16 protein-coding genes are annotated in these 19,093 nt (G+C 73.8%); 7 read left to right on the top strand and 9 right to left on the bottom strand.

The window, feature by feature from the left end:
• Positions 1 to 12: 12 nt before the first annotated feature.
• The 5 genes from ABZU53_RS17055 (at position 13) to ABZU53_RS17035 (ending at position 5,268) form a co-directional block, all read left to right on the top strand.
• A complete protein-coding gene (locus ABZU53_RS17055) occupies positions 13 to 960 on the top strand; it encodes a transporter substrate-binding domain-containing protein (protein ID WP_355066665.1) in 948 nt (315 codons plus the stop codon).
• A 116-nt stretch (positions 961 to 1,076) separates the two neighbouring features.
• On the top strand, positions 1,077 to 1,928 hold the full coding sequence (locus tag ABZU53_RS17050) for an amino acid ABC transporter permease (protein WP_355066664.1): 852 nt from the start codon (positions 1,077 to 1,079) through the stop codon (positions 1,926 to 1,928).
• Positions 1,925 to 2,701, top strand: coding sequence for an amino acid ABC transporter ATP-binding protein (locus tag ABZU53_RS17045; protein WP_355066663.1), 777 nt, complete (start codon positions 1,925 to 1,927; stop codon positions 2,699 to 2,701). The genes ABZU53_RS17050 and ABZU53_RS17045 overlap by 4 nt, the downstream gene beginning before the upstream one ends.
• Entirely contained in the window at positions 2,701 to 3,870 is a 1,170-nt protein-coding gene (locus ABZU53_RS17040; RefSeq protein ID WP_355066662.1) for a M20 family metallopeptidase, read from the top strand. Before ABZU53_RS17045 ends, ABZU53_RS17040 begins: the two co-directional genes overlap by 1 nt.
• A gap of 75 nt (positions 3,871 to 3,945) precedes the next feature.
• Positions 3,946 to 5,268 carry an FUSC family protein gene (locus ABZU53_RS17035; protein ID WP_354861905.1) on the top strand — a complete coding sequence of 441 codons (1,323 nt, stop codon included), beginning with the start codon at positions 3,946 to 3,948 and terminating at the stop codon, positions 5,266 to 5,268.
• Positions 5,269 to 5,278: 10 nt separating this feature from the next.
• Here ABZU53_RS17035 and ABZU53_RS17030 read toward each other — a convergent pair whose 3' ends face one another.
• The 8 genes from ABZU53_RS17030 to eccB form a co-directional block, all read right to left on the bottom strand.
• Positions 5,279 to 5,923, bottom strand: coding sequence for a C39 family peptidase (locus tag ABZU53_RS17030; RefSeq protein ID WP_354861907.1), 645 nt, complete (start codon positions 5,921 to 5,923; stop codon positions 5,279 to 5,281).
• A 227-nt stretch (positions 5,924 to 6,150) separates the two neighbouring features.
• Entirely contained in the window at positions 6,151 to 6,558 is a 408-nt protein-coding gene (locus tag ABZU53_RS17025; RefSeq protein WP_354861908.1) for a TIGR03618 family F420-dependent PPOX class oxidoreductase, read from the bottom strand.
• A 31-nt stretch (positions 6,559 to 6,589) separates the two neighbouring features.
• Complete coding sequence (locus tag ABZU53_RS17020; RefSeq protein ID WP_354861910.1) at positions 6,590 to 6,928, bottom strand: YkvA family protein; 339 nt, start codon at positions 6,926 to 6,928, stop codon at positions 6,590 to 6,592.
• A gap of 76 nt (positions 6,929 to 7,004) precedes the next feature.
• Positions 7,005 to 7,802 (bottom strand): hypothetical protein, encoded by a 798-nt coding sequence (locus ABZU53_RS17015; protein WP_354861912.1) that lies wholly within the window; start codon positions 7,800 to 7,802, stop codon positions 7,005 to 7,007.
• Between the two features lie 271 nt (positions 7,803 to 8,073).
• The gene (locus tag ABZU53_RS17010; protein WP_354861914.1) at positions 8,074 to 8,433 is read right to left on the bottom strand and encodes a hypothetical protein; all 360 of its coding nucleotides are present in this window, start codon (positions 8,431 to 8,433) and stop codon (positions 8,074 to 8,076) included.
• Positions 8,434 to 8,708: 275 nt separating this feature from the next.
• Complete coding sequence (locus ABZU53_RS17005) at positions 8,709 to 9,998, bottom strand: hypothetical protein (RefSeq protein WP_355066661.1); 1,290 nt, start codon at positions 9,996 to 9,998, stop codon at positions 8,709 to 8,711.
• A complete protein-coding gene (locus ABZU53_RS17000) occupies positions 9,991 to 10,359 on the bottom strand; it encodes a hypothetical protein (RefSeq protein ID WP_007454914.1) in 369 nt (122 codons plus the stop codon). The genes ABZU53_RS17005 and ABZU53_RS17000 overlap by 8 nt, the downstream gene beginning before the upstream one ends.
• Before the next feature lie 88 nt (positions 10,360 to 10,447).
• Positions 10,448 to 11,974 (bottom strand): type VII secretion protein EccB, encoded by a 1,527-nt coding sequence (gene eccB, locus ABZU53_RS16995; RefSeq protein WP_355066660.1) that lies wholly within the window; start codon positions 11,972 to 11,974, stop codon positions 10,448 to 10,450.
• A 159-nt stretch (positions 11,975 to 12,133) separates the two neighbouring features.
• On the opposite strand from eccB, the gene ABZU53_RS16990 reads away from it, so the two are divergent.
• A complete protein-coding gene (locus tag ABZU53_RS16990; RefSeq protein ID WP_355066659.1) occupies positions 12,134 to 13,321 on the top strand; it encodes a type VII secretion protein EccE in 1,188 nt (395 codons plus the stop codon).
• A gap of 22 nt (positions 13,322 to 13,343) precedes the next feature.
• Here the strand turns inward: ABZU53_RS16990 and eccD are convergent, their stop codons facing one another.
• Positions 13,344 to 14,741 carry a type VII secretion integral membrane protein EccD gene (eccD, locus tag ABZU53_RS16985; RefSeq protein WP_355066658.1) on the bottom strand — a complete coding sequence of 466 codons (1,398 nt, stop codon included), beginning with the start codon at positions 14,739 to 14,741 and terminating at the stop codon, positions 13,344 to 13,346.
• 166 nt (positions 14,742 to 14,907) lie between these two features.
• Here eccD and eccCa point away from each other — a divergent pair, with 166 nt between their 5' ends.
• Entirely contained in the window at positions 14,908 to 18,870 is a 3,963-nt protein-coding gene (eccCa, locus tag ABZU53_RS16980; protein WP_354855537.1) for a type VII secretion protein EccCa, read from the top strand.
• The last annotated feature ends 223 nt before the right edge of the window (positions 18,871 to 19,093 follow it).

Below are 19,093 nucleotides of genomic sequence, written 5' to 3'. Positions count from 1 at the left end.
GAAGGACACCCCATGCGCATCCGTCAGCTCGCCCTGGCCACCACGGCCACGGCCCTTCTCGCCGTCACCGCCGGCTGCGGCGGCACCTCCTCCACCGCTGCCGGCTCCGGCGGCGAGGCCCCCACCGTCACGGTCACCGTCGAGGGCGTCGGCCCCATCAGCACCGACGCCAACCTCGCCAAGAAGGTCCCCGCCGACCTGCGCGGGCGGGGCACGGTCACGGTCGCCACCAACGCCCCCTACGAACCGTTCATCGACTTCAAGCAGGAGGGGCGGACCGACGAGTTCAAGGGTCTGGACTACGACCTCTTCCTCGCCGCCTCCGCCCGGCTGGGCATCAAGGCCACCTTCACCCAGCAGCCCTTCGACGGGCTGGTGCCCGGCCTCCAGGCCGGCAAGTACGACGCCATCGCCGGTGGCATCACCGACAAGAAGGAGCGCCAGCAGGTCGCCACCTTCGTCGACTACTCCGCCTCCGGCACCGGCTTCCTCGTCAAGACCGGCAACCCGCTCGGCGTCAAGACCGTCGCGGACCTCTGCGGGCGCAAGGTCGCCGTGCAGAAGGCCAGCAACCAGGCCAAGAACCTGGCCGCGTACTCCAAGGAGAGCTGCGCCGGCAGGGCTGTCGAGGTCAAGGAGTACCCGGAGAACCCGCAGGCCGTGCAGGCCCTGATCGCCGGCAACGTCGAGGTCGTCGCCGCCACCAAGGTCAACCTGGTGGACACCGCCGGCACGCTGGCCGGCAAGGCCGACCTGGTGGACGACCCGTCCGCCCCCAACGGCTGGCTGGCCAGCCCGAACGGCTTCGGCTTCCTCAAGAGCAAGAAGGACGTCGCCGAGGCGTACCGGGCCGCCGTGCAGTCACTGATCGACGACGGCACCTACGCCAAGATCCTCGGCCAGTGGAAGCAGACCCCGATCGCCGTCAAGCAGGCCACCATCGACCAGGCCATCGACTGACCCCGCGGTAGGCGACCCCCTGAACCGCGGTCGCCGGGCGCCCTTTCCACACCGTGAGGGCGGGTCCGAAAGGCGCCCGGCGACCGCCGCACCGCTTTCCGCAGGAGGCACTGCACATGAACGACACCGAGACCGTACGGGTGGTCCCCGTGCGGCACTACGGTCGGTGGCTGACCGCGCTGCTCGTGGTCGGACTGGCGGCCCTGTTCCTCCGGGCGCTGCTGGACAGCCCCAACCTCGAACCCGCCACCATCGGCGAGTACCTGTTCAAGGACTACATCCTCGACGGCGTGGTCACCACGCTCTGGCTGACCCTGCTGGCGATGGTGCTCGGCACCGTCGGCGGCGTCCTGCTGGCGGTCATGCGGCTGTCGCCCAACCCCGTGCTGAGGGCGGTCTCCTGGGCCTTTATCTGGGTCTTCCGGGGCACGCCGCTGCTCGTGCAGATCATCTTCTTCGGCTTCCTCGGCGCGCTCTTTCCCCGGCTGACGCTGAGCCTGCCGTTCACCGGCACCGTCCTGTTCGACCAGCCCACCAGCGTGGTGGTCACCGGCACGGTCGCCGCCGTCCTGGCCCTGTCGCTCAACGAGATGGCGTACGCCGCCGAGGTCATCCGGGGCGGCATCCTCGCCGTCGACGGCGGCCAGACCGAGGCCGCCGCGGCGCTCGGCATGAGCCCGGCGCTCACCCTGCGCCGGGTGGTGCTGCCCCAGGCGATGCGGGTGATCATCCCGCCGATGGGCAACGAGACGATCACCATGCTCAAGTCCACCGCCCTGGTCTCGATCATCGCCGGGCGGGACCTGATGACCGCCGTGCAGACCGTCTACCAGGGCAACTACAAGGTGATCCCGCTGCTGGTCGTCGCCGCGATCTGGTACCTGGCGCTGGTCAGTCTGCTCTCCGCCGGGCAGTGGGCGGTCGAACGGCGATTCGGGCGCGGGTTCAGTCGAGGAGGAGTGCGATGACCGTCGCCGAACGGGTCCCCATGGTCCGGGCCGAGTCGGTCACCAAACGGTACGGCCCCATCGAGGTGCTCAGGGGCATCGACCTCGCTGTGGCGCCCGGCGAGGTGGCCTGCCTGCTCGGCCCCTCCGGCTCGGGCAAGTCGACGTTCCTGCGCTGCATCAACCACCTGGAACGGATCGACGGCGGCCAGCTCTGGGTCGACGGCGAGCTGGTCGGCTACCGGCGCAGCGGCGACAAGCTCTACGAGTTGAAGGCCCGCGAGGTGGCCCGACGTCGCCGGGACATCGGCATGGTGTTCCAGCGGTTCAACCTCTTCCCACACCTGACCGCCCTGGGCAACGTGATCGAGGCGCCGGTCCGGGTGCTCGGCACCGCCCGGGAGGCGGCCCGCGACGAAGCGCTGCGGCTGCTCGAACGGGTAGGGCTGGCGGAGAAGGCGAACGCCTACCCCGGGCAACTGTCCGGCGGGCAGCAGCAGCGGGTGGCGATCGCCCGCGCGCTGGCCATGCACCCGAAGTTGATGCTCTTCGACGAGCCCACCTCGGCGCTCGACCCGGAGCTGGTGGGTGACGTGTTGGACGTGATGAAGGGCCTCGCCGCCGAAGGGATGACGATGATCGTGGTGACCCACGAGATGGGCTTCGCCCGCGAGGTGGCCGACTCGGTGGCCTTCCTGGACGGCGGGGTGGTCGTCGAGGCTGGCCCACCGGCGGACGTGCTCGGCAACCCCCGGCACGAGCGCACCCGCGCCTTTCTCGACAAGGTGCTGTGATGGATCCGCTGCTCACCGCCGCCGGCGACCGGCTTACCGCGTACCACGAGCGGTTGGCCGAGCTGGTCGGCATCGACTCCGGTTCCGGACAGCTCGACGGACTGCGCGCGGCGGCCGATCTCGTGCAGACCTGGTGCCTGGCCGCCGGCCTGGCGGTGGAGCGGGAGCCTGTCGCCGACCCGGCCGGCACGCCGCTGGGCGACGTGCTGATCGCCCGCCGGCGCGGACGCGGCACCCGCCGCATCCTGCTCGCCGGCCACCTGGACACGGTGTTCCCGCCGGGCACGGCAGCCGCCCGTCCGTTCCGGGTTCAGGACGGGCGGGCGTACGGCCCCGGGGTGTGCGACGACAAGGGCGGTGTGCTCGCCGGCCTGGCCGCGATGGAGGTGCTGGCCCGGTTGGGGCTGGCCGAGTACGGGGAGCTGATCCTGGTCTGCACCCCCGACGAGGAGATCGGCTCGCCCGGCAGCCGGGCCCTGCTGCGCCGCCTCGGGTCGGAGGTCGACGTCGCGCTCTGCCTCGAGTGCGCCCGCGACAACGGCGACCTGGTCTCCGCCCGCAAGGGCGTGGCGGACCTGGAGGTCACCCTGCGGGGCCGCGCGGCGCACGCCGGTATCGAACCGGAACGCGGCGCCAACGCCCTGCTCGCCGCGGCCCGGTTGACCGTCGCGCTGGACGCGCTCAACGGCCGCTGGCCGGGTGTGACGGTGAACGTCGGGCACCTGCACGCCGGAAACCGGCCGAACGTGGTCGCCGATCAGGCCCGGATGCTCGTCGACCTGCGCGCCTGGCGCACCGGCGAGTACGAGGCGGCGCTGGCCGAGATCCGCCGGCTGGTGGCCGTGCCGACCGTCTCCGGAGTCCGGGCCGAGGTGGCCGTCCACGCGCCCACCCCACCCTGGGAGCCGAGCCCTGTCGATCGTCGACTCACCGAACTGGCCGCGAAGGTGGGGGCGGGGCTGGGCGTACCGGTGTCCCACACCGCGACCGGCGGGTGCGCCGACGCGAACCTGCTGGCCGAGGCGGGCGCGGCGGTACTGGACGGACTCGGCCCGGTCGGCGGCGCGGACCACAGCCCGTCGGAGTGGCTGGACCTGGACTCCGTCGTACCCCGTACCGCCCTGCTCGCCGGCCTGATCGACCAGGTCAGCCGGGACGGCGGTGGCTGACGTACGGCTGGTGCGGCCGGTGCCGGTGGGGCGGAGGGGCACGATTGGCCGGACGTCCCCCGGGTAACCGCCGCCATGGCCGACGACCGCCCACCAGCCGACCGGGACCGGTCGGCGCTCGGCGAGGCTGCCGAGCGGAGCGGGCAGGCGGTCGAGCGGGTGCGACACCGCAGCGGGCAGGCCAGCCGCATCCGGGCCCGGCAGTGGGAGGTCACCCTGGTCATCTCGATCCAGGCCGGGCTGGCCGCCGCGCTCGCCGCCCTGATCGCCCAGCACTTCCTCGGCCCCGGAGCGCACGTCTTCGCCCCGGCTGCCGCCGTCGGTACGATCGCCACCGCCATCGGCCAGCGGGCCCGACGAACCTTCGAGCTGTTGTTCGGCGTCGGCCTGGGCATCGTCATCGGTGACGCGCTGCGCTTCATCGTCGGATCCGGGCCGTGGCAGACCGGCGTGGTCGTCGCCCTAGCCGTCGCCAGCGCCCTCCTGGTGGCCGGTAAGGGCGGGCCGTTGGTCGGCCAGGCTGGCGGTACCGCCGTACTGATCGCCACGCTGGCCCCGATGCAACGTGGCCTAGAGCTGCCCCGGATCTTCGACGCGCTCGTCGGCGGCGCGGTCGGCCTCCTGGTGGTCGCGCTGCTCCTGCCCATCAACCCGATACGGGTGCTCGACCGCGCCGCCACGCCGATCTTCGCGGTCCTGCGCGAGCAACTCGCCGAGCTGGCGGAGGCGGTACGGCAGCGCGACGTCGACCGAACGCAGGGTGTTCTGGAGCGGCTTCGCGGCACCGAGGGCGACGTGGGGCGCCTGAACGACTCGCTGAGTGGGGCGGAGGAGGTGGTCACCATCGCGCCGGCACGCTGGCACCGCCGTCAACAGTTCCACCGGTACGCCCGCAGCGCGTCGCACCTGGAGCGGCTGCTGCTGGACAGCCACGCGCTGGCCCGCTGGTCGACGACCGCCCTGCAGTACGACGAGCCGATTCCGGCGGAGCTGCCGGACGCGATCGCCCGGCTGGGGCAGGCGGTGGCGGAGATGCAAACGGAGTGCCGGGTCGGCGAGACCCCGCGGTGCACCCGGAAGCTGGTCGAGGAGTGTGCCGAGCTGGCCGGACGGGCAGCCGCGACCGGGGTCAGGTCGTTCGGCGACGCCCTCGTCACCGGCCTGCGCACCGCGGCCAGCGACCTGCTCCGGGCGGCGGGGTGCGAGCCCGACGACGCCAACCGGATCGTGCGCAAGGCGGCCGGTGCCGGCGAGGCGGCCATCTCCCCGCCGACCCGACACCATCTGCACCGCGCCCGGCCGACTCGGGCCACCCGGGCGCGTCGGCGAGCGCACCACGCCTCCCGCAGACGCGACGACAGGGCCGGCCTCTCCGCGAGGAAGAGACCGGCCCGGTGAACCGTCAGGGTCAGGAGGAGTAGCCGCGCTCGGCGATCCAGTTGGCGACCTTCGGCAGGCTCATCCAGTACTCGCCGAGCGCCGGGTCGGCCGGGTCGGCGACGCGGATGCTGTCCCCGCCGTCGCGGTAGCCGACGAGCGTCAGGTAGTGGCCGCCCTCGTACGAGTGCGGGTTGCCGTCGGTGTCCACGGTCGTGCCCTTGATGTTGGCCACCACCGGTCGGCCGGCGTCGATCGCGGCCAGGACGTCCCGGCGCAGCTGCTCGACCTGGTCGGGGCGGGCCACCGAGTCACGGATCTCGGTGGTCCGGTAGCGACCGCCGGTCAGCTCGTTGAGCACGCGGGTGGTGTCCAGGGCCGACGGTGTGCCCGCCTCGGTGGTGCCGAGCCGCTTGGCCACCTCGTCCTGGGACAGCGCCTTGCCCTGCGCGGAGAGCGCGATCCGGGTCGCGGCCGGGCCGCAGTAGAAGAAGTTCGGCTGGGCCTGGTAGTCGACGTCGAGAATGCGCTCCGCGCTCCGGTTGGTCTGGCTCGACGAGGGCGGGGCGCCCTGCGCGGGCGCTGCCTGCGCGGCGACCGCAGGGCCGAGGGCGCAACCGCCGGCGACCAGCAGGCCGACGACGGACAGGCCGCTCTTCTGCACGATCGGGTTCATGGTCGAGTCTCCGTTCGGGGGTAGCCGCCTCCGTGGCGGTCTCGGCCGTGCGTACCGGGGACGTAACGGCCCTGCTTCGGCCGACATTCCGTCGCCGGCTGCCGCCGGGGGCGTCGTGACCAGGTGCAACGGCTGTCGCCGGTGCGAGATTCCGGGAGACCGCGTGCGGCCGTGGGAGGGCCCGAAGCAGGCATGGTGGCATGAAGCGGACAGAACGCCAGTGCGGCTCAGAGGCTCCCGAGCAACCCGGTCACAGTGATCTCGATGACCACGCGCTCCGGATTCGGGCGCGGGGTCCGATACCGCTCGGCGTAGCGGCGCTCCGCCTCCGCGACGGCGGCTCGGTCCGACCGGAGCACCGCCCGGCCCTCGATCGTCAACCAGCGGCGGCCGTCCACATGGCAGACCGCCACCGGAGTGCCGTCGGCGCCGGCGGCGGCCACCTGGCGAGCCTTGCGGGACGTACCCGAGGTGATCACCCGGGCCAGCCCGGCCGCCGGATCGAGAGTGACCCCGACGGGCACCACGTGCGGGGTGCCGTCGGCGCGCAGGGTGGTCAGTGTCGCCAGGTGCCGTTCCGCGCAGAAGGCGGCCACCCGGTCGTCGCGGATGTCCAGCCGATGATCGCCCGCCACGTCCGTCCCCCGTCCTGTGCGCCAACCTCGATCATCGTACGGAGCGGGCGCGGTCCGGATCCGGCGGCGCGTCCGGCTGCCCGGGCAGGCGAAGGCCGGCAGCCCGGCGCTTGTGCACGAGCCGCGTGAGATAGATCAGCGCGCCGGCCAGAACACCCATGTCGTCCAGGTAGATCGGGTCCGGGAGGATGTCCACCGGAAAGATCGTGTAGATCAGCGCCCCGTAGAAGGCGATCTTGCCGCCCGCGCCGAGCCCGGTCAGCAGCCGCCTCGTGCGCACCACCCGTACCGCCAGCACCACCGCGCCGACCAGTGTGGCGATCGCCAGGATGCCGGCGATCACCACGAGGACCCACGCCTGTCGGGACATGCCGTCACGCTAACCCACCAGCGCCGGCCCGGCCCGGTTCGCCGGGTCGCGAAACCGGAACCGCCGGGCCACCGGGTCAGAACGCCGGGACCGCCGCCCGACCGCGGGCGACCACCGCGTTCTCCCGGGTCTGCTCGGTCGGCGGCCGGAGGACCTCGCTGAGCGGCAGCACCGACGCCGACTCCGCCACCCGCCGCCCGGTCGCCGCGTGGGCCTCCTCGCGAAGGCTACGAGCCGCCGCCACGGCCAGCTCCGCGGCCCGCCAGGCCGCCTGCTCCCGCTCCTGGGCCGCGACGTGCCGGGCGGCCAGATTGTCGCGGATCGCCCGCTGCAGCACGAGTTCCTGATCGACGGGGTGCAGCCGCGGGTCCCAGCCGTCGCGGTGCGCGAAGACGTCGCTGAGCTGCTCCACCGACAGCTCCCGCCGCCAGTACGCGTCCAGCGCGGCCCGGTGCAGGTAGCGCTCGCGGTCGGCGTACTCGGCGGGGGTCCGGGCGGTCTGCGGCAGCGGCATCGCGGCCGCTGCGCCGAGCCGTCGTACGCCGGCCTCGGCCGCCTCCAGCGCCTGCCAGGCGGCTTCGACGGTCTCCTGCGCGGCCACCCACTCCGCCCGTCGACGCTGGGCGGTGGTGGTGGCGCGCTCGGCGGCCACCGCGACCTCCTGCGCGTAGCGGCTCTGCTCCCGCTCCTGGAGCGCCTGTTCGAGCTGGCTGGGCATGGCGGCGTTGCGGATCCGGGCGGCCGGGTCGAGGCGGAGCCGGCCGGGTCGCAGCAGGAGCGCGGCGACGGCGACCACCACCACCCCGAGCAGGCTCAGCCAGATGGCGGCGGCCCGGGGCACGTCGGGCAGGACGGCGGAGAGGACGGTCTGCATGATCAGCACCTCGCGGTCGAACGACGGTATCGACGGATGGGTCCTGACGGCACCGGGCCGGTCGCTCGACTGGTGTCGACGCGCCGGGCTCCGAGTGGTCGGGGTGAGCTGCGGATGGCCGCCCGAGGCTCGGGCCGATCCCCGCTGGGCGGGATCTCGCGAGCCGGATCGGGTCTGGCTGCGGGTAGCGCCGGTGGCGGCGACCCGGGCACCCGGACGCACGACCCGGAGCCAAGTCACGGGGAGCGTCGGGTGGCCTGACGGCCTGAGATCAGCTGGTGGGAGGGCCGCGTCGGGGCGGGGTACCGCGGCCGGGCTCAACGGCCGACGTGTGCTCCGCGCCCGCGAGGACCGGGCCGGTCGGCGCGGCGACGATGGCGTCGCTGCTCGGCCGGGGCGCGGCCGGCTGGCTCGTCCGCTCGGTGGCCGCGACGGCCTCCGGCTGAACGGCGTCCACCCGGCTGCTCACGGCGCTGGGCCGCAGCTGCGCCTGAGCGGACGGCGGGGTGGCGGCGAGCGCGCCGCCGAGGCCGACCGCGAGCACCAGCGCGGTGACCGCCAGCCGGGTCAGCTCCCGCAGTGACCACAGCACGGCCCACCGGGCTGGGCGGACCAGGGCTGCGGACGACACCCGACCAACCTATCGCCCGACCCGGCATGGCGCAGCACGACAGCGGGCGAATGGGAGTGACCGCCACCACCGTCACCACTGTGGACGGTTCTGACCCGCGGCCGCACCGTATCCGGGTGTGAGGGCCGAGGGCCGGGGCCCGGGCCCCGGTGGCCGGTGGCCGAGGGCCGAGGGCCGAGGGCCGAGGGCCGAGGGCCGAACCACGGTGACCCCCGCCGCAGCAGGCGGCAGGGGTCACTCGGGTATCTCGTGCGGCGCCGGGTGCCGTCGGCGGGTCAGCCGGAGGTGCCGAGCACCGGCGGCGCGGCGTCCCCGCCGTCCTGCCACACCATCTCGTCCTCGGTCAGCCAGGTCAGCCGCTCGTCGGACTCGTCGTCCTCGGGGCGACCGTGCCCGCCGAGCACCCCCGGGCGGTTGGCGCCCCGGCCGTTGCCCGTCAGACCCTGGCGCCCACCCGCGGCCGACCGACCGGACTCACCGCGGCGGCCGTCGATGCTCCGCCCGACGCCACTGGCGGACCGGCTCTCGGCGGCGGCAGCGCCGCCGGTCGGCCGGGCCGCCGTGGTGGGCGTGCTGCTCGACCCGGCGAGCGCGGAGGTGCGCAGCACCCCACCGGCCGGCGCCCCGCCCGGTGCCCCGAAGAGCAGGCTCGGCCCGCCCGAGGCGCTGGCAGCCACGGTGGTGGTCGGCCCGGCCAGCCCGGCCAGCCCGGCCGCCCCGCCGGTGAGCAGAGCCCCGCCGAGCAGCGGGTCCGCGCTGGCGAGGGAGGTGGTGCTGCCCTCGGGGTCGCTACCGGTGCCCTCCGGCCCGATGGCGACGACCGAGGTGCCACCGTCCTGGCCGGGGACGGAACCGCCCCCGCCGGCCGGCGGAGGTGCCACCCCGTCGGGCGTCGCGACTGTCGCGCCGCCGGTGTGCGCGGTCAGGCCGGTGGCGGTCGGAGCGGCCGACGGCGTCGTGGTGGCCGGGCCGCTGCGCGGCGTCGGCCGGTCCTGATTGGTCGTCTTCGGCGTCTCCGGGTGGGGGTGGGGCGGGTCGACCACCCGGTCGTAGGCGGAGAGGTCGTAGCCGGCGGCCAGCTCGGCAACCACGTTCACCATCCGCTGGTGGGCCTTCTCCTGCTCTTCCTTGTCCTGCTGGTGGCCCATGATGCCCCCGACCACGGCACCGGGCAGGCCGAAGGCGGCACCCTTGAGCGCGCCCGAGATGGCCTGGTCGTTGTCGTCGGTCTCTTCCGGGCTCTCGGCCTGCTTGTGCGCGGCGCGCAGCTGGCTAGCCATCATGGTGAGGCTCTGCTTGATGCCGGCCATGCCCTCGCCCAGCGCGTCGGAGTGATCGACGATCAGCGTCAGCCGGCGCTGGAACTCCCGACCCGCCGGGCCGGTCCAGGTGTTGCCGAGCTTCTCCAGGTCGCCGCTCAGCTCCCGGCCGAGGCCGTCCAGGATGCCCTTGAGGGCGGCCCACTGGGCGGCGATCCCCTCGATCTGCTCCGGCTTGCCGGCCATCACCGCGTCGTACAGCTCGCGGTGGCTCTTGCCCTGGTAGCGCTGGGTGTACTCAGACACTGCCGTCCCCCTTCGGCTGCAACGCCCGGTCGACACCGGTCAGCGCAGCCGTGATGTCGGTGGCGTTGGCCGCGTTACGCGCCTCGGCGGTGCGGTAGTTGGCCAGGATGGTGCTGGTCGCCTGCTGCGCCGCCTGCACCGCCTGCCGGAGCCGCTCGGCCTGATCCACGTACGACTGGTGGACCTCGCTGTAGCGGCGCGAATTCTGGGTGGCGTCGGTGAACGAACCCAACGCCGGTGGACTGCACTGCATCTCGGTGTTGAGCTTGCGCAGCACCGACTCGGCCTGACTCAGCCGCGACGCCAGGTGCTTGTGGAAGTCCTCAAGGGACAGCAGGTCCACTTCCGTACGCCCGGTCATGGCAAACATCCCCGTCGTTCTGGTTGACAACCGTCAGCGAACCCAGGTTAGTCCACTGCCGCGACCCGGGGCGACCCGTCCGAACGGCTCAGCCGTCGGCGCCGGTCGATGCCCCGGGCAGCCCACCGCCCGTGCCGCCGCTCGCCGGGGCGCTCGTGGCCGTAGTGGACGACGTGGGCTGCGGCACGGACGCGGACGCCGGCGCGTCACCGGGTGCGAACTGCACGAGCGCGTCATCCCGGTCCAGGGTGGGCCCGGTCGGGATCAACGCGAGCAGCGAGCCGGGCACCGCCAGCGGGGTGACCCCTTCGTAGCCGAGCGCCCCCAGCGTCTCGGCGGAACCGAGCGGGTACCGGACACCCTGCGGGCTGATCAGGTAGACCGTCGCGCCAGCGGCACCGGACCCGCTGGTGCCGGCGCCGGGCGCGGCCTGGGCCAGTACGCCCTTGCCGCCGGGCAGCAGCACCGACTCGGCCGTGCGCACCGCGTCCCGGTTGGTCTGGCGCACCGGCACCGAGCCGGGCTCGTCCGCCGTCAACTCCGCCGGAGCCCGGTCGAAGACCTCCAGCGTGGTGGTCGGGGGACCACCGGCGCTGCCGGCCCGGTACGTCGCGCAGAGCAGCGTCTGCCCGGCCCGGGCCTGGTACAGGGTGGGCAGCGTCCGGGGCATTCCGTCCGCGTCCACCCGCTGCTCGGTCAACAGCCGACCGGCCTGGTCCGGCGTGATGTCGGTGATCTGACCGCCGCCACTGATGAGCAGCAGGGCGGTGATCTCACTGATCGAGACGAGACCCTCCCGCGCGAGCACGTAGTGCTGCCCCGCCGCCTGGAAGACCTGACCGATGGTGGCGGGCCGGCCGGCGACGCTCAGCCCGCTGCGGTCGCCCATTCCGGGCAGCGACGGCTTGCGCAGCGGCGGCCCGGCCGGCACGGCGTTGAGCAGCTGCTGCCCGACCGGCAGCGGTGCCGTGCCGGTCATCCGCAGCGCCGCGACCGCCTGGTCACCGCCGCGTACCTCGAGCCGGGAGTTGCCGGTGAGCAGGTGCCGCTGACCGTCGACGGTGACCAGGACCGCCCGGTCGCCGAGCGGCGCACCGCCGGGCAGCGCGCGGTCGATCACGACGCGGGTGGTGGAGTGGCGCGGGTCGGCCGCGTCGGGCACGTCGCAGACGGACCACGGCAGGCCGGTCAACGACTTGCGGTCCGGCAACGCGTCGGGCGCGCCGACGATGCCGACGGTGTGCCCCCGTGGACGGTCGCGCAGCGCCGCCTGCGACATGGTGCGCACCGTGGGGTCGGGCTCGTTGAGGATCAGCCGTGCGGAGGCGTAGTTGAGCGTCGGATGCAGCTGTCCCTCGGCGAACACGTACGTCGCGCCGGTCTCCCGCTCGATGACCAGGCTGTTCTCCTCCAGTGGCGCGGTGTTCCCGGTCAACTGGCCGTACGCGCCCACGCCGCCGAGCACCACCGCCGCGGCGATCACACTGCCGAAGACCGCCATGCCGAGCCGTCGCATCGGCAGGTTGGTCGTCTCCGGATCGCCCGACACGAGCGCGGAGACGATCCGACGGGTGACGAAGCGGTACGCCTGCACTTGATCGCGGCGGGTCCGCATGACTTACCTCCGGCGGGGTGGATCCGCGACGATGTCCTCGGGGTGCCGTCGCGGGCTTCCCTACGATAAGGGGCCGACGGCGGGTCCTCGGGGCCGCCGCCGGATCGGTGCCGGGCCGACCCGGCGCAGAGTCGTACCGTCCAGGAGGGACAGTCAGCGATGACGCAGGTTCAGGCGCCACCCGCGGATGCGGTCGCGAGGCCGTCCGACGTCCCGGTACGGGCCACCCCGGCGGCCGATCGGCCGGGTCGGGGTCGCATCGGTCCGGTGCTGGTCGGCCAGCTCGTCGTACTCGAGGTGTGTGCCCTCGCCGTCTGGGCCGCGACGGCCGGGCCGAGCTGGCTGCTCGCCACGGTCGCCGCCCTGGCGGTCGCTGTCGTGGTGGCCGCGTTCGCCCGCCGTGGCGGTCGCTGGTGGTTCGACGACCTGCTGCTGCGTCGCCGGCTCCGCCACCGCCGCGAACGGGCGGCGGCCGCGCTGGCCGGCGGGACCGCCGTGGACCCCCGGCTGGCCGCGCTCGCACCCGAGCTGGGCGTCATCGAGTTGACCGACCGGGGCACCCGGCTCGGCATCGGGCAGGACGAGCAGGGCTGGTTCGCCGCGGTCGCGCTGCAACCGGTCACCGGCGCCGCGGTCGGCTCGGTGGACGCGGCGACCGTGGACCGCGCGTTGCGGGTCCTCGCCGACTTCTCGGCCCCGGTGTCCAGGGCCCAGGTGGTCGCGCACACCCTGGTCTGGTATCCGGCCCCCGGTGCCCCGCCGGCGGCGCACCGGACCGTCTGGGTGGCGCTGCGGCTCACGGTTCACGATGCGCGGGTCGAGACGGTGAGCCGGGGCGGCGGGCTGCCCGGCGTCCACCGGACGCTGGCCGCCGGAATCGGCCGGTTGGGCAAGGCGCTGACGGCGGCCGGGTTGGCCCACCGGCCGCTGGGTCGCGACGAGCTGCGCGCCGCCGTGGTGTCGGCCGCCGGGCTGGACCTGGTGCCGGAGCCGCCGACGGAGAGCTGGCGGGGGCTGCGCGGCGGCGGCTGGACGCACCGCTGCCTGACCCTGCGGGGCCGCCCGGACGCGCCGCTGGGCCCGCTGGTGGACGCGATCACCGCCACGTCGGCCCCCTCGCACACGGTGGCCGCGGCGGTGTCGCCCGACGGGCGCATGGCGGCACCGCTGCTCCGGGTCGCGGCCGTGGACAACCACGTCGAGGCGCTGGTCAAGGTCGTCCGGGACGTCGCGCACCGCGCCGGCACGCCGGCCCGGCCGATGGACGGGCAGCACGGCCCGGGCGTCTACGCCAGCGCGCCGGTCGCGTCGGCGCTGGGCGGCGCCGGTCGTCGGCAACCCCGCTGACGGCGCGCTGGAGCCTCCCCGGTCAGGGCCGCAGGTTGACGATCCAGCCGTACAGGCCGCAGACCCAGACGGCGAGCGGCACCAGCGCGATGATCAGCATGATCTCGACGATGTCGAGCAACCGGCCCCACACCGGCGAGATGCGCTTGCCGACGACGGTCAGGCCGTAGATCAGGCTGACCACGGCAGCCAGCAGCAGGCCACCGAGGATCAGACCGAGCCGGACCGGAAGCGATCCACCGGCGAAGGTCGCCGCGGCGGCCAGGCCCAGTCCGACGGTGCCGGCGAGCAGCACCGGAACGCGCTGGGCTCGACCCAGGAGCGGACGCGCCCGCAGCAACGACAGCAGGGCCAGCACCAGGCAGAGCAGCACCGCCGGCAGGCGGCCGTCCAGGGCCAGCACGAGCTGCGCGCCGAGCACCAGCAGCGAGACCGTCCACAGCAGACCGGTGAGGAACTGGTCGGCCCGATCGCTCCGTTCGAGCACCTGCCGCCCGTCCACCGACTCGCTGTCGGTCTTCAGGTCGTCCGGGCCGGTCGGGATCGACGGCACCGGCAGCCGGGCCAGCCGGTAGGCCACCATCGGCAGCGCCGGCACCACGCCGAACGCGACCGCCGCCACCACCGCGGCCCCGGCCGCGGCGTCGCTGCGGAGGGCCAGGCAGAGCAGCGCCCCCAGACCCGTCCCCGCGCCCACCCCGATCGCGGCGAAGAAGAGAGGGTACCGGTCACCGACGGCCAGCACGGCCACCGCCCCGGCGACCACCACGGCGGTGGCCGCGAGCAGGACGTGCGGACTGGCCAGCTCGGTCAGCTTCCGGTCACCGGCGAGCAACAGCAGGCCACCGGTGCCCGCGTGCACCAGCCCGACCATCGCCAGCACCGAGCCCGTCCCGCTGTCACCCGCGGCCCGGGCGAGCACCGCAGCGCCGACCAGCAGCGCCACCGCGACCAGCAGGGCGGCCAGCGCGCCGGGCAGGTGGGGAGGGCCGGTGAACAGGGCGGCCAGGGCGCCGCCGCCGAACGCCGCAGCGGCGAACAGCACAGCGAACGATCGGCTCGCCCCGACCTGCCAGGAGCCCGGCCGCCGGGTGGTCGCGGTGGCGACCGCGTCCACCACGTCGTCGAATACGACCTCCGGCGCGGAGGCGGAACGGGGGTTGAAGTACAACACCTCGCCGTCGCGGACACCGAGCTGCGCGGCGGTACGACCACCCTCCAGAGGTGCGCCACCCAGGCGGGACAGCGCCCAGCCGCCGTGCCGCACCCCGTCGTCGGCCAGGTCCTCCCCGGCGTAGCGCAGCAGGGTGGGCAGAAGGTCCGCCATCGGCACGTCCGACGGCAGGGCCAGATCAATCCGGGTACGGGGGGCCACAATGGTGATCCGGCTCAGACCACCGGTCGCCGTCTTCGTCGCCACAGTGGCCTCCTGGTGTCCATCTACGATCGGCGGGCCGGGGTCCCGCGGTGCGGGTGCACCGCGCCCACGGGAGATTACCTACGATGACGGGCACGTACAGTGCCCACCCGCGGGCTTCGGGCCGCGCCGGCACGACAGCAGGGCCGCTTCTGGGGAGGAGACAGCCGTGAGCACGGTCGTGTTCCGCCGACCTCCGCGCCAGCCGGGGCCGGCCTTGCCGCGCGGTGAGGTGCTGCTGGAGTCCCCGCCCGAGCTGCCCGAGCCGACGCCCCGCGGGATGGGGCAGCTGCTCATGATCCTGCCGATGGTCTGCGGTGTCGGTGCGATGGCGTTCCTCTACGCCGGCCGGGGCGGCGGCATGATGACGTACGTCGCGGGTGGCCTGTTCGGCGTCTCGATGCTCGGCATGGCCATCGGCTCGCTCAGCAACGGTGGCAACGACAAGGCCGAGCTGAACGCGGACCGCCGCGACTACATGCGTTACCTGGCACAGATGCGCAAGCGCACCCGGCGGGCGGCGGCCCAGCAGCGGGACGCGATGAACTGGCGGCACCCGGAGCCCGACGCGCTCTGGTCGATCGCGGCGTCCCGCCGGCTGTGGGAGCGGCGGATCACCGAGCCCGACTTCGGTGAGACCAGGATCGCGCTCGGCCCGCAGCGGCTGGCCGTGGAAATCGTCCCCCCGGAGACCAAGCCGGTCGAGGACCTGGAGCCGATGAGCGCCATCGCGCTGCGTCGGTTCGTCCGCGCACACTCCACTGTGCCCGGCCTGCCGACCGCGCTGTCGGTGCGCGCGTTCAGCCGGGTGGTGCTGCGCGGCGACCGGGAGCCCGTGCTCGATCTGACCCGGGCGGCCCTGGGCCAACTGGCGACGTTCCACGCCCCGGACGACCTGGTCGTCGCCGTGGTCGCCGCGCCCGACCGGCAGTTGGCCTGGAACTGGGTGAAGTGGCTTCCCCACGCCCACCACAGCGGCCGGACGGACGCGGCCGGCGCGCGCCGGCTGGTCTTCGCCAGCCTGGCCGAGGCCGAGGCGTCTCTCGCGGCCGAGCTGGCCGGGCGACCCCGGTTCGCCGCCGAGGCCAAGCCGCTGACCACCGCGCCACACGTGGTCGTGGTGGTCGACGGTGGCGAGATCTCCCCGACCTGCCAGCTGGTGGGCCAGGGGCTGCTCGGCGTCACTCTGATCGACCTCTCCGGGACGGTGCCGCGCGACGTCGGCCGCTGGCTGCTCTGCCTGGACGTGGGCGACGGCACCACCCTCGACCTGATCCGGGGCAGCTCGTCGTCGCGGCTCGGACGACCCGACCGGCTCACCGCCGAGGCCGCCGAGGGGCTGGCCCGGCAGATCGCGCCGTACCGGCTGTCGCAGCAGCAGACCAGCAACGAGGAGCCGCTGGCCCGCAGCACGGAGCTGCCCGACCTGCTCGGCGTCGGTGACGCCGCCGCCGTGGACGTGCACCAGACCTGGCGGCCGCGCGGTCACCGGGACCGGCTGCGCATCCCGCTCGGCGTCGGCCCGGACGGCAACGTCGTCGAACTCGACTTCAAGGAGTCGGCGCACGAGGGTATGGGCCCACACGGCCTGGTCATCGGCGCGACCGGCTCGGGCAAGAGCGAGCTGCTCCGTACGGTGGTGGCCGCCCTGGCGGTGACCCACTCGTCGGAGGAGCTGAACTTCGTCCTGGTGGACTTCAAGGGCGGCGCCACGTTCGCCTCGTTGGAGGCGTTGCCGCACACCAGCGCGGTGATCACCAACCTGGCCGACGAGCTGCCGTTGGTCGACCGGATGCGCGACGCGCTGGCCGGTGAGATGGTGCGCCGGCAGGAGCTGCTGCGCGCGGCGGGCAACTACGTGTCCCGGTTCGAGTACGAGAAGGCCCGGGCGGCCGGTGAGCCGTTGGCGCCGATGCCGAGCTTGTTGATCATTTGTGACGAGTTCAGCGAGTTGCTGGCGGCGAAGCCGGACTTCATCGACCTGTTCGTGATGATCGGCCGGCTGGGTCGGTCGCTCGGTGTGCACCTGTTGCTGGCCTCGCAGCGCCTGGAGGAGGGCAAGCTGCGCGGTCTGGACACCCACCTGTCGTACCGGATCGGTCTGCGGACCTTCTCGGCGGTGGAGAGCCGGATCGTGCTCGGCGTGCCGGACGCCTACGAGCTGCCGAACGCGCCCGGGCACGGCTACCTCAAGACGGACACCAGCACCATGCTGCGGTTCCGGGCCGCGTACGTCTCGGGGCCGTACCGGGCGCCCGGCCAGCAGGCCTCCGCGTCGCAGGCCCTGGTGCAGCGCCGGATCGTGCCGTACGGCGTCAGCTTCATTCCGGCGCAGGCCACGCAGGTGTCGGTGGACGCCATGCCGGAGCCGGAGCAGCCGGCCGACGGCAAGGCCGTCGCGATGCTGGACGTCCTGATCGACCAGCTCAAGGGTCGGGGCCGCCCCGCGCACCAGGTGTGGCTGCCGCCGCTGGCGGAACCGCCGGGCCTGGGCGAGCTGCTCGGTCCGCTGGCCGTCGACCCGACCTACGGGTTGTGCACGGCGTCCTGGCCGGGCCGGGGTCGCCTCACCGTGCCGGTGGGCGTGGTGGACCGCCCGTACGAGCAGCGCCGCGACCCGATGATGGTCGAGCTGGCCGGAGCGGGCGGCAACGTCGTCATCGTCGGCGGTTCGCTCAGCGGCAAGAGCACCATGCTGCGGTCGCTGCTGGCCTCGCTGGCGCTCACCCACACGCCGCGCGAGGTGCAGTTCTTCTGCCTGGACTTCGGCGGTGGCGCGCTGCGCAGCCTGGAGCGCCTGCCGCACATGGCCGGGGTGGCCGGCCGGCGCGACGTCGAGGCGGTGCGGCGCACGGTGGCCGAGGTGGTCGCGGTGCTGGACGAGCGGGAGATGCGCTTCGCCCAGTACGGCATCGACTCGGTGGCGAGCTACCGCCGTCGCCGGGCGGCCGGCGAGTTCGCCGACGACCCGTTCGGCGACGTGTTCCTGGTGGTGGACGGCTGGAACACCCTGCGCCAGGATTACGAGGAGCTGGAGCAGACCATCACGACGCTCGCCAACCGGGGTCTCGGCTTCGGGGTGCACGTGGTGCTCACTGCGGTGCGCTGGGCGGAGATCCGGATCAACATGCGCGATCTGCTCGGCACCAAGCTGGAGTTGCGCCTGGGCGACGCGGCGGAGTCCGAGATCGACAGGCGCTCGGCGATGAACGTGCCGGAGAAGTCGCCCGGTCGCGGCCTGACCCGGGACAAGCTGCACTTCCTCACCGCGATCTCGCGGATCGACGGTCGGCGCGACATCGAGGATCTGAGCGAGGCGTCGGTCGCGCTCGCCGGGCACGTGGCGGCGAACTGGCCGGGGCGTCCGGCGCCGAAGGTGCGGCTGCTGCCGCGCCGGCTGCCGGTGTCCGAGCTGGCCCGGATCATCGACCGGTCGGCCCCCGGTCTGCCGATCGGCGTCAACGAGTCGGCGCTCGCGCCGGTCTACCTGGACCTGGCCAACGAGCCGCACCTGACCGTCTTCGGCGACGCCGAGTGCGGCAAGACCAACCTGCTGCGGCTGATCGCCCGGGGCATCACCGAGCGGTACACGCCGGCCCAGGCGCGGCTGGTGATCGCCGACTACCGGCGTGGGCTGCTCGGCGCGGTGGAGGGCGATCACCTGCTCGACTACGCGCCGTCCAACCAGGCGTTCGCGCAGGGGCTCGGCTCGATCCGCAGCGCGCTGTCCAACCGGCTGCCCGGCCCGGACGTGACCACCGCCCAACTGCGGGACCGCAGCTGGTGGAAGGGCCCGGACCTCTACATCCTGGTGGACGACTACGACCTGGTGGCCTCCGGTGGCAGCAACCCGCTGAGTGCCCTGCACGAGCTGCTGCCGCAGGCCCGTGACATCGGTCTGCACCTGATCGTCACGCGTCGGGTCGGCGGGGTGTCCCGGGCGCTCTACGAGCCCGTGCTGCAACGGCTCCGCGAGCTGGACTCGCCCGGCCTGCTGATGTCCGGCAACCGGGAGGAGGGCACCGTCTTCGGCACGCTGCGTCCGAGCCCGCAGCCACCCGGCCGGGGCACGCTCGTCCGCCGACGCGACGGCCAGCAGTTGATCCAGACCGCCTGGTCCGAGCCAGCCTGACCGAGCCGTCACGGGGCTCGCTGAGCCGGCGGTCCGGAATCGGCGGGTGACCATGCGTGGTCGCGGGGCCGTTCGGGTCGGATTCCCGTCCGAACGGGCCGCACAAACGACGCGATTCACCGCCATCCATGGAACGCGGCCGGTCAGGGCTGCGATGGCTGGACAGATTCCGCTACGGTCTCAGGTGGAGTGTCCGTCGGTGGGGTGTTGCTGCCTTGCCGCG

This window comes from Micromonospora sp. NPDC005194 (assembly GCF_040608335.1).
GTDB lineage: Bacteria > Actinomycetota > Actinomycetes > Mycobacteriales > Micromonosporaceae > Micromonospora.
This window is presented reverse-complemented; position numbering and strand designations above follow the sequence as displayed.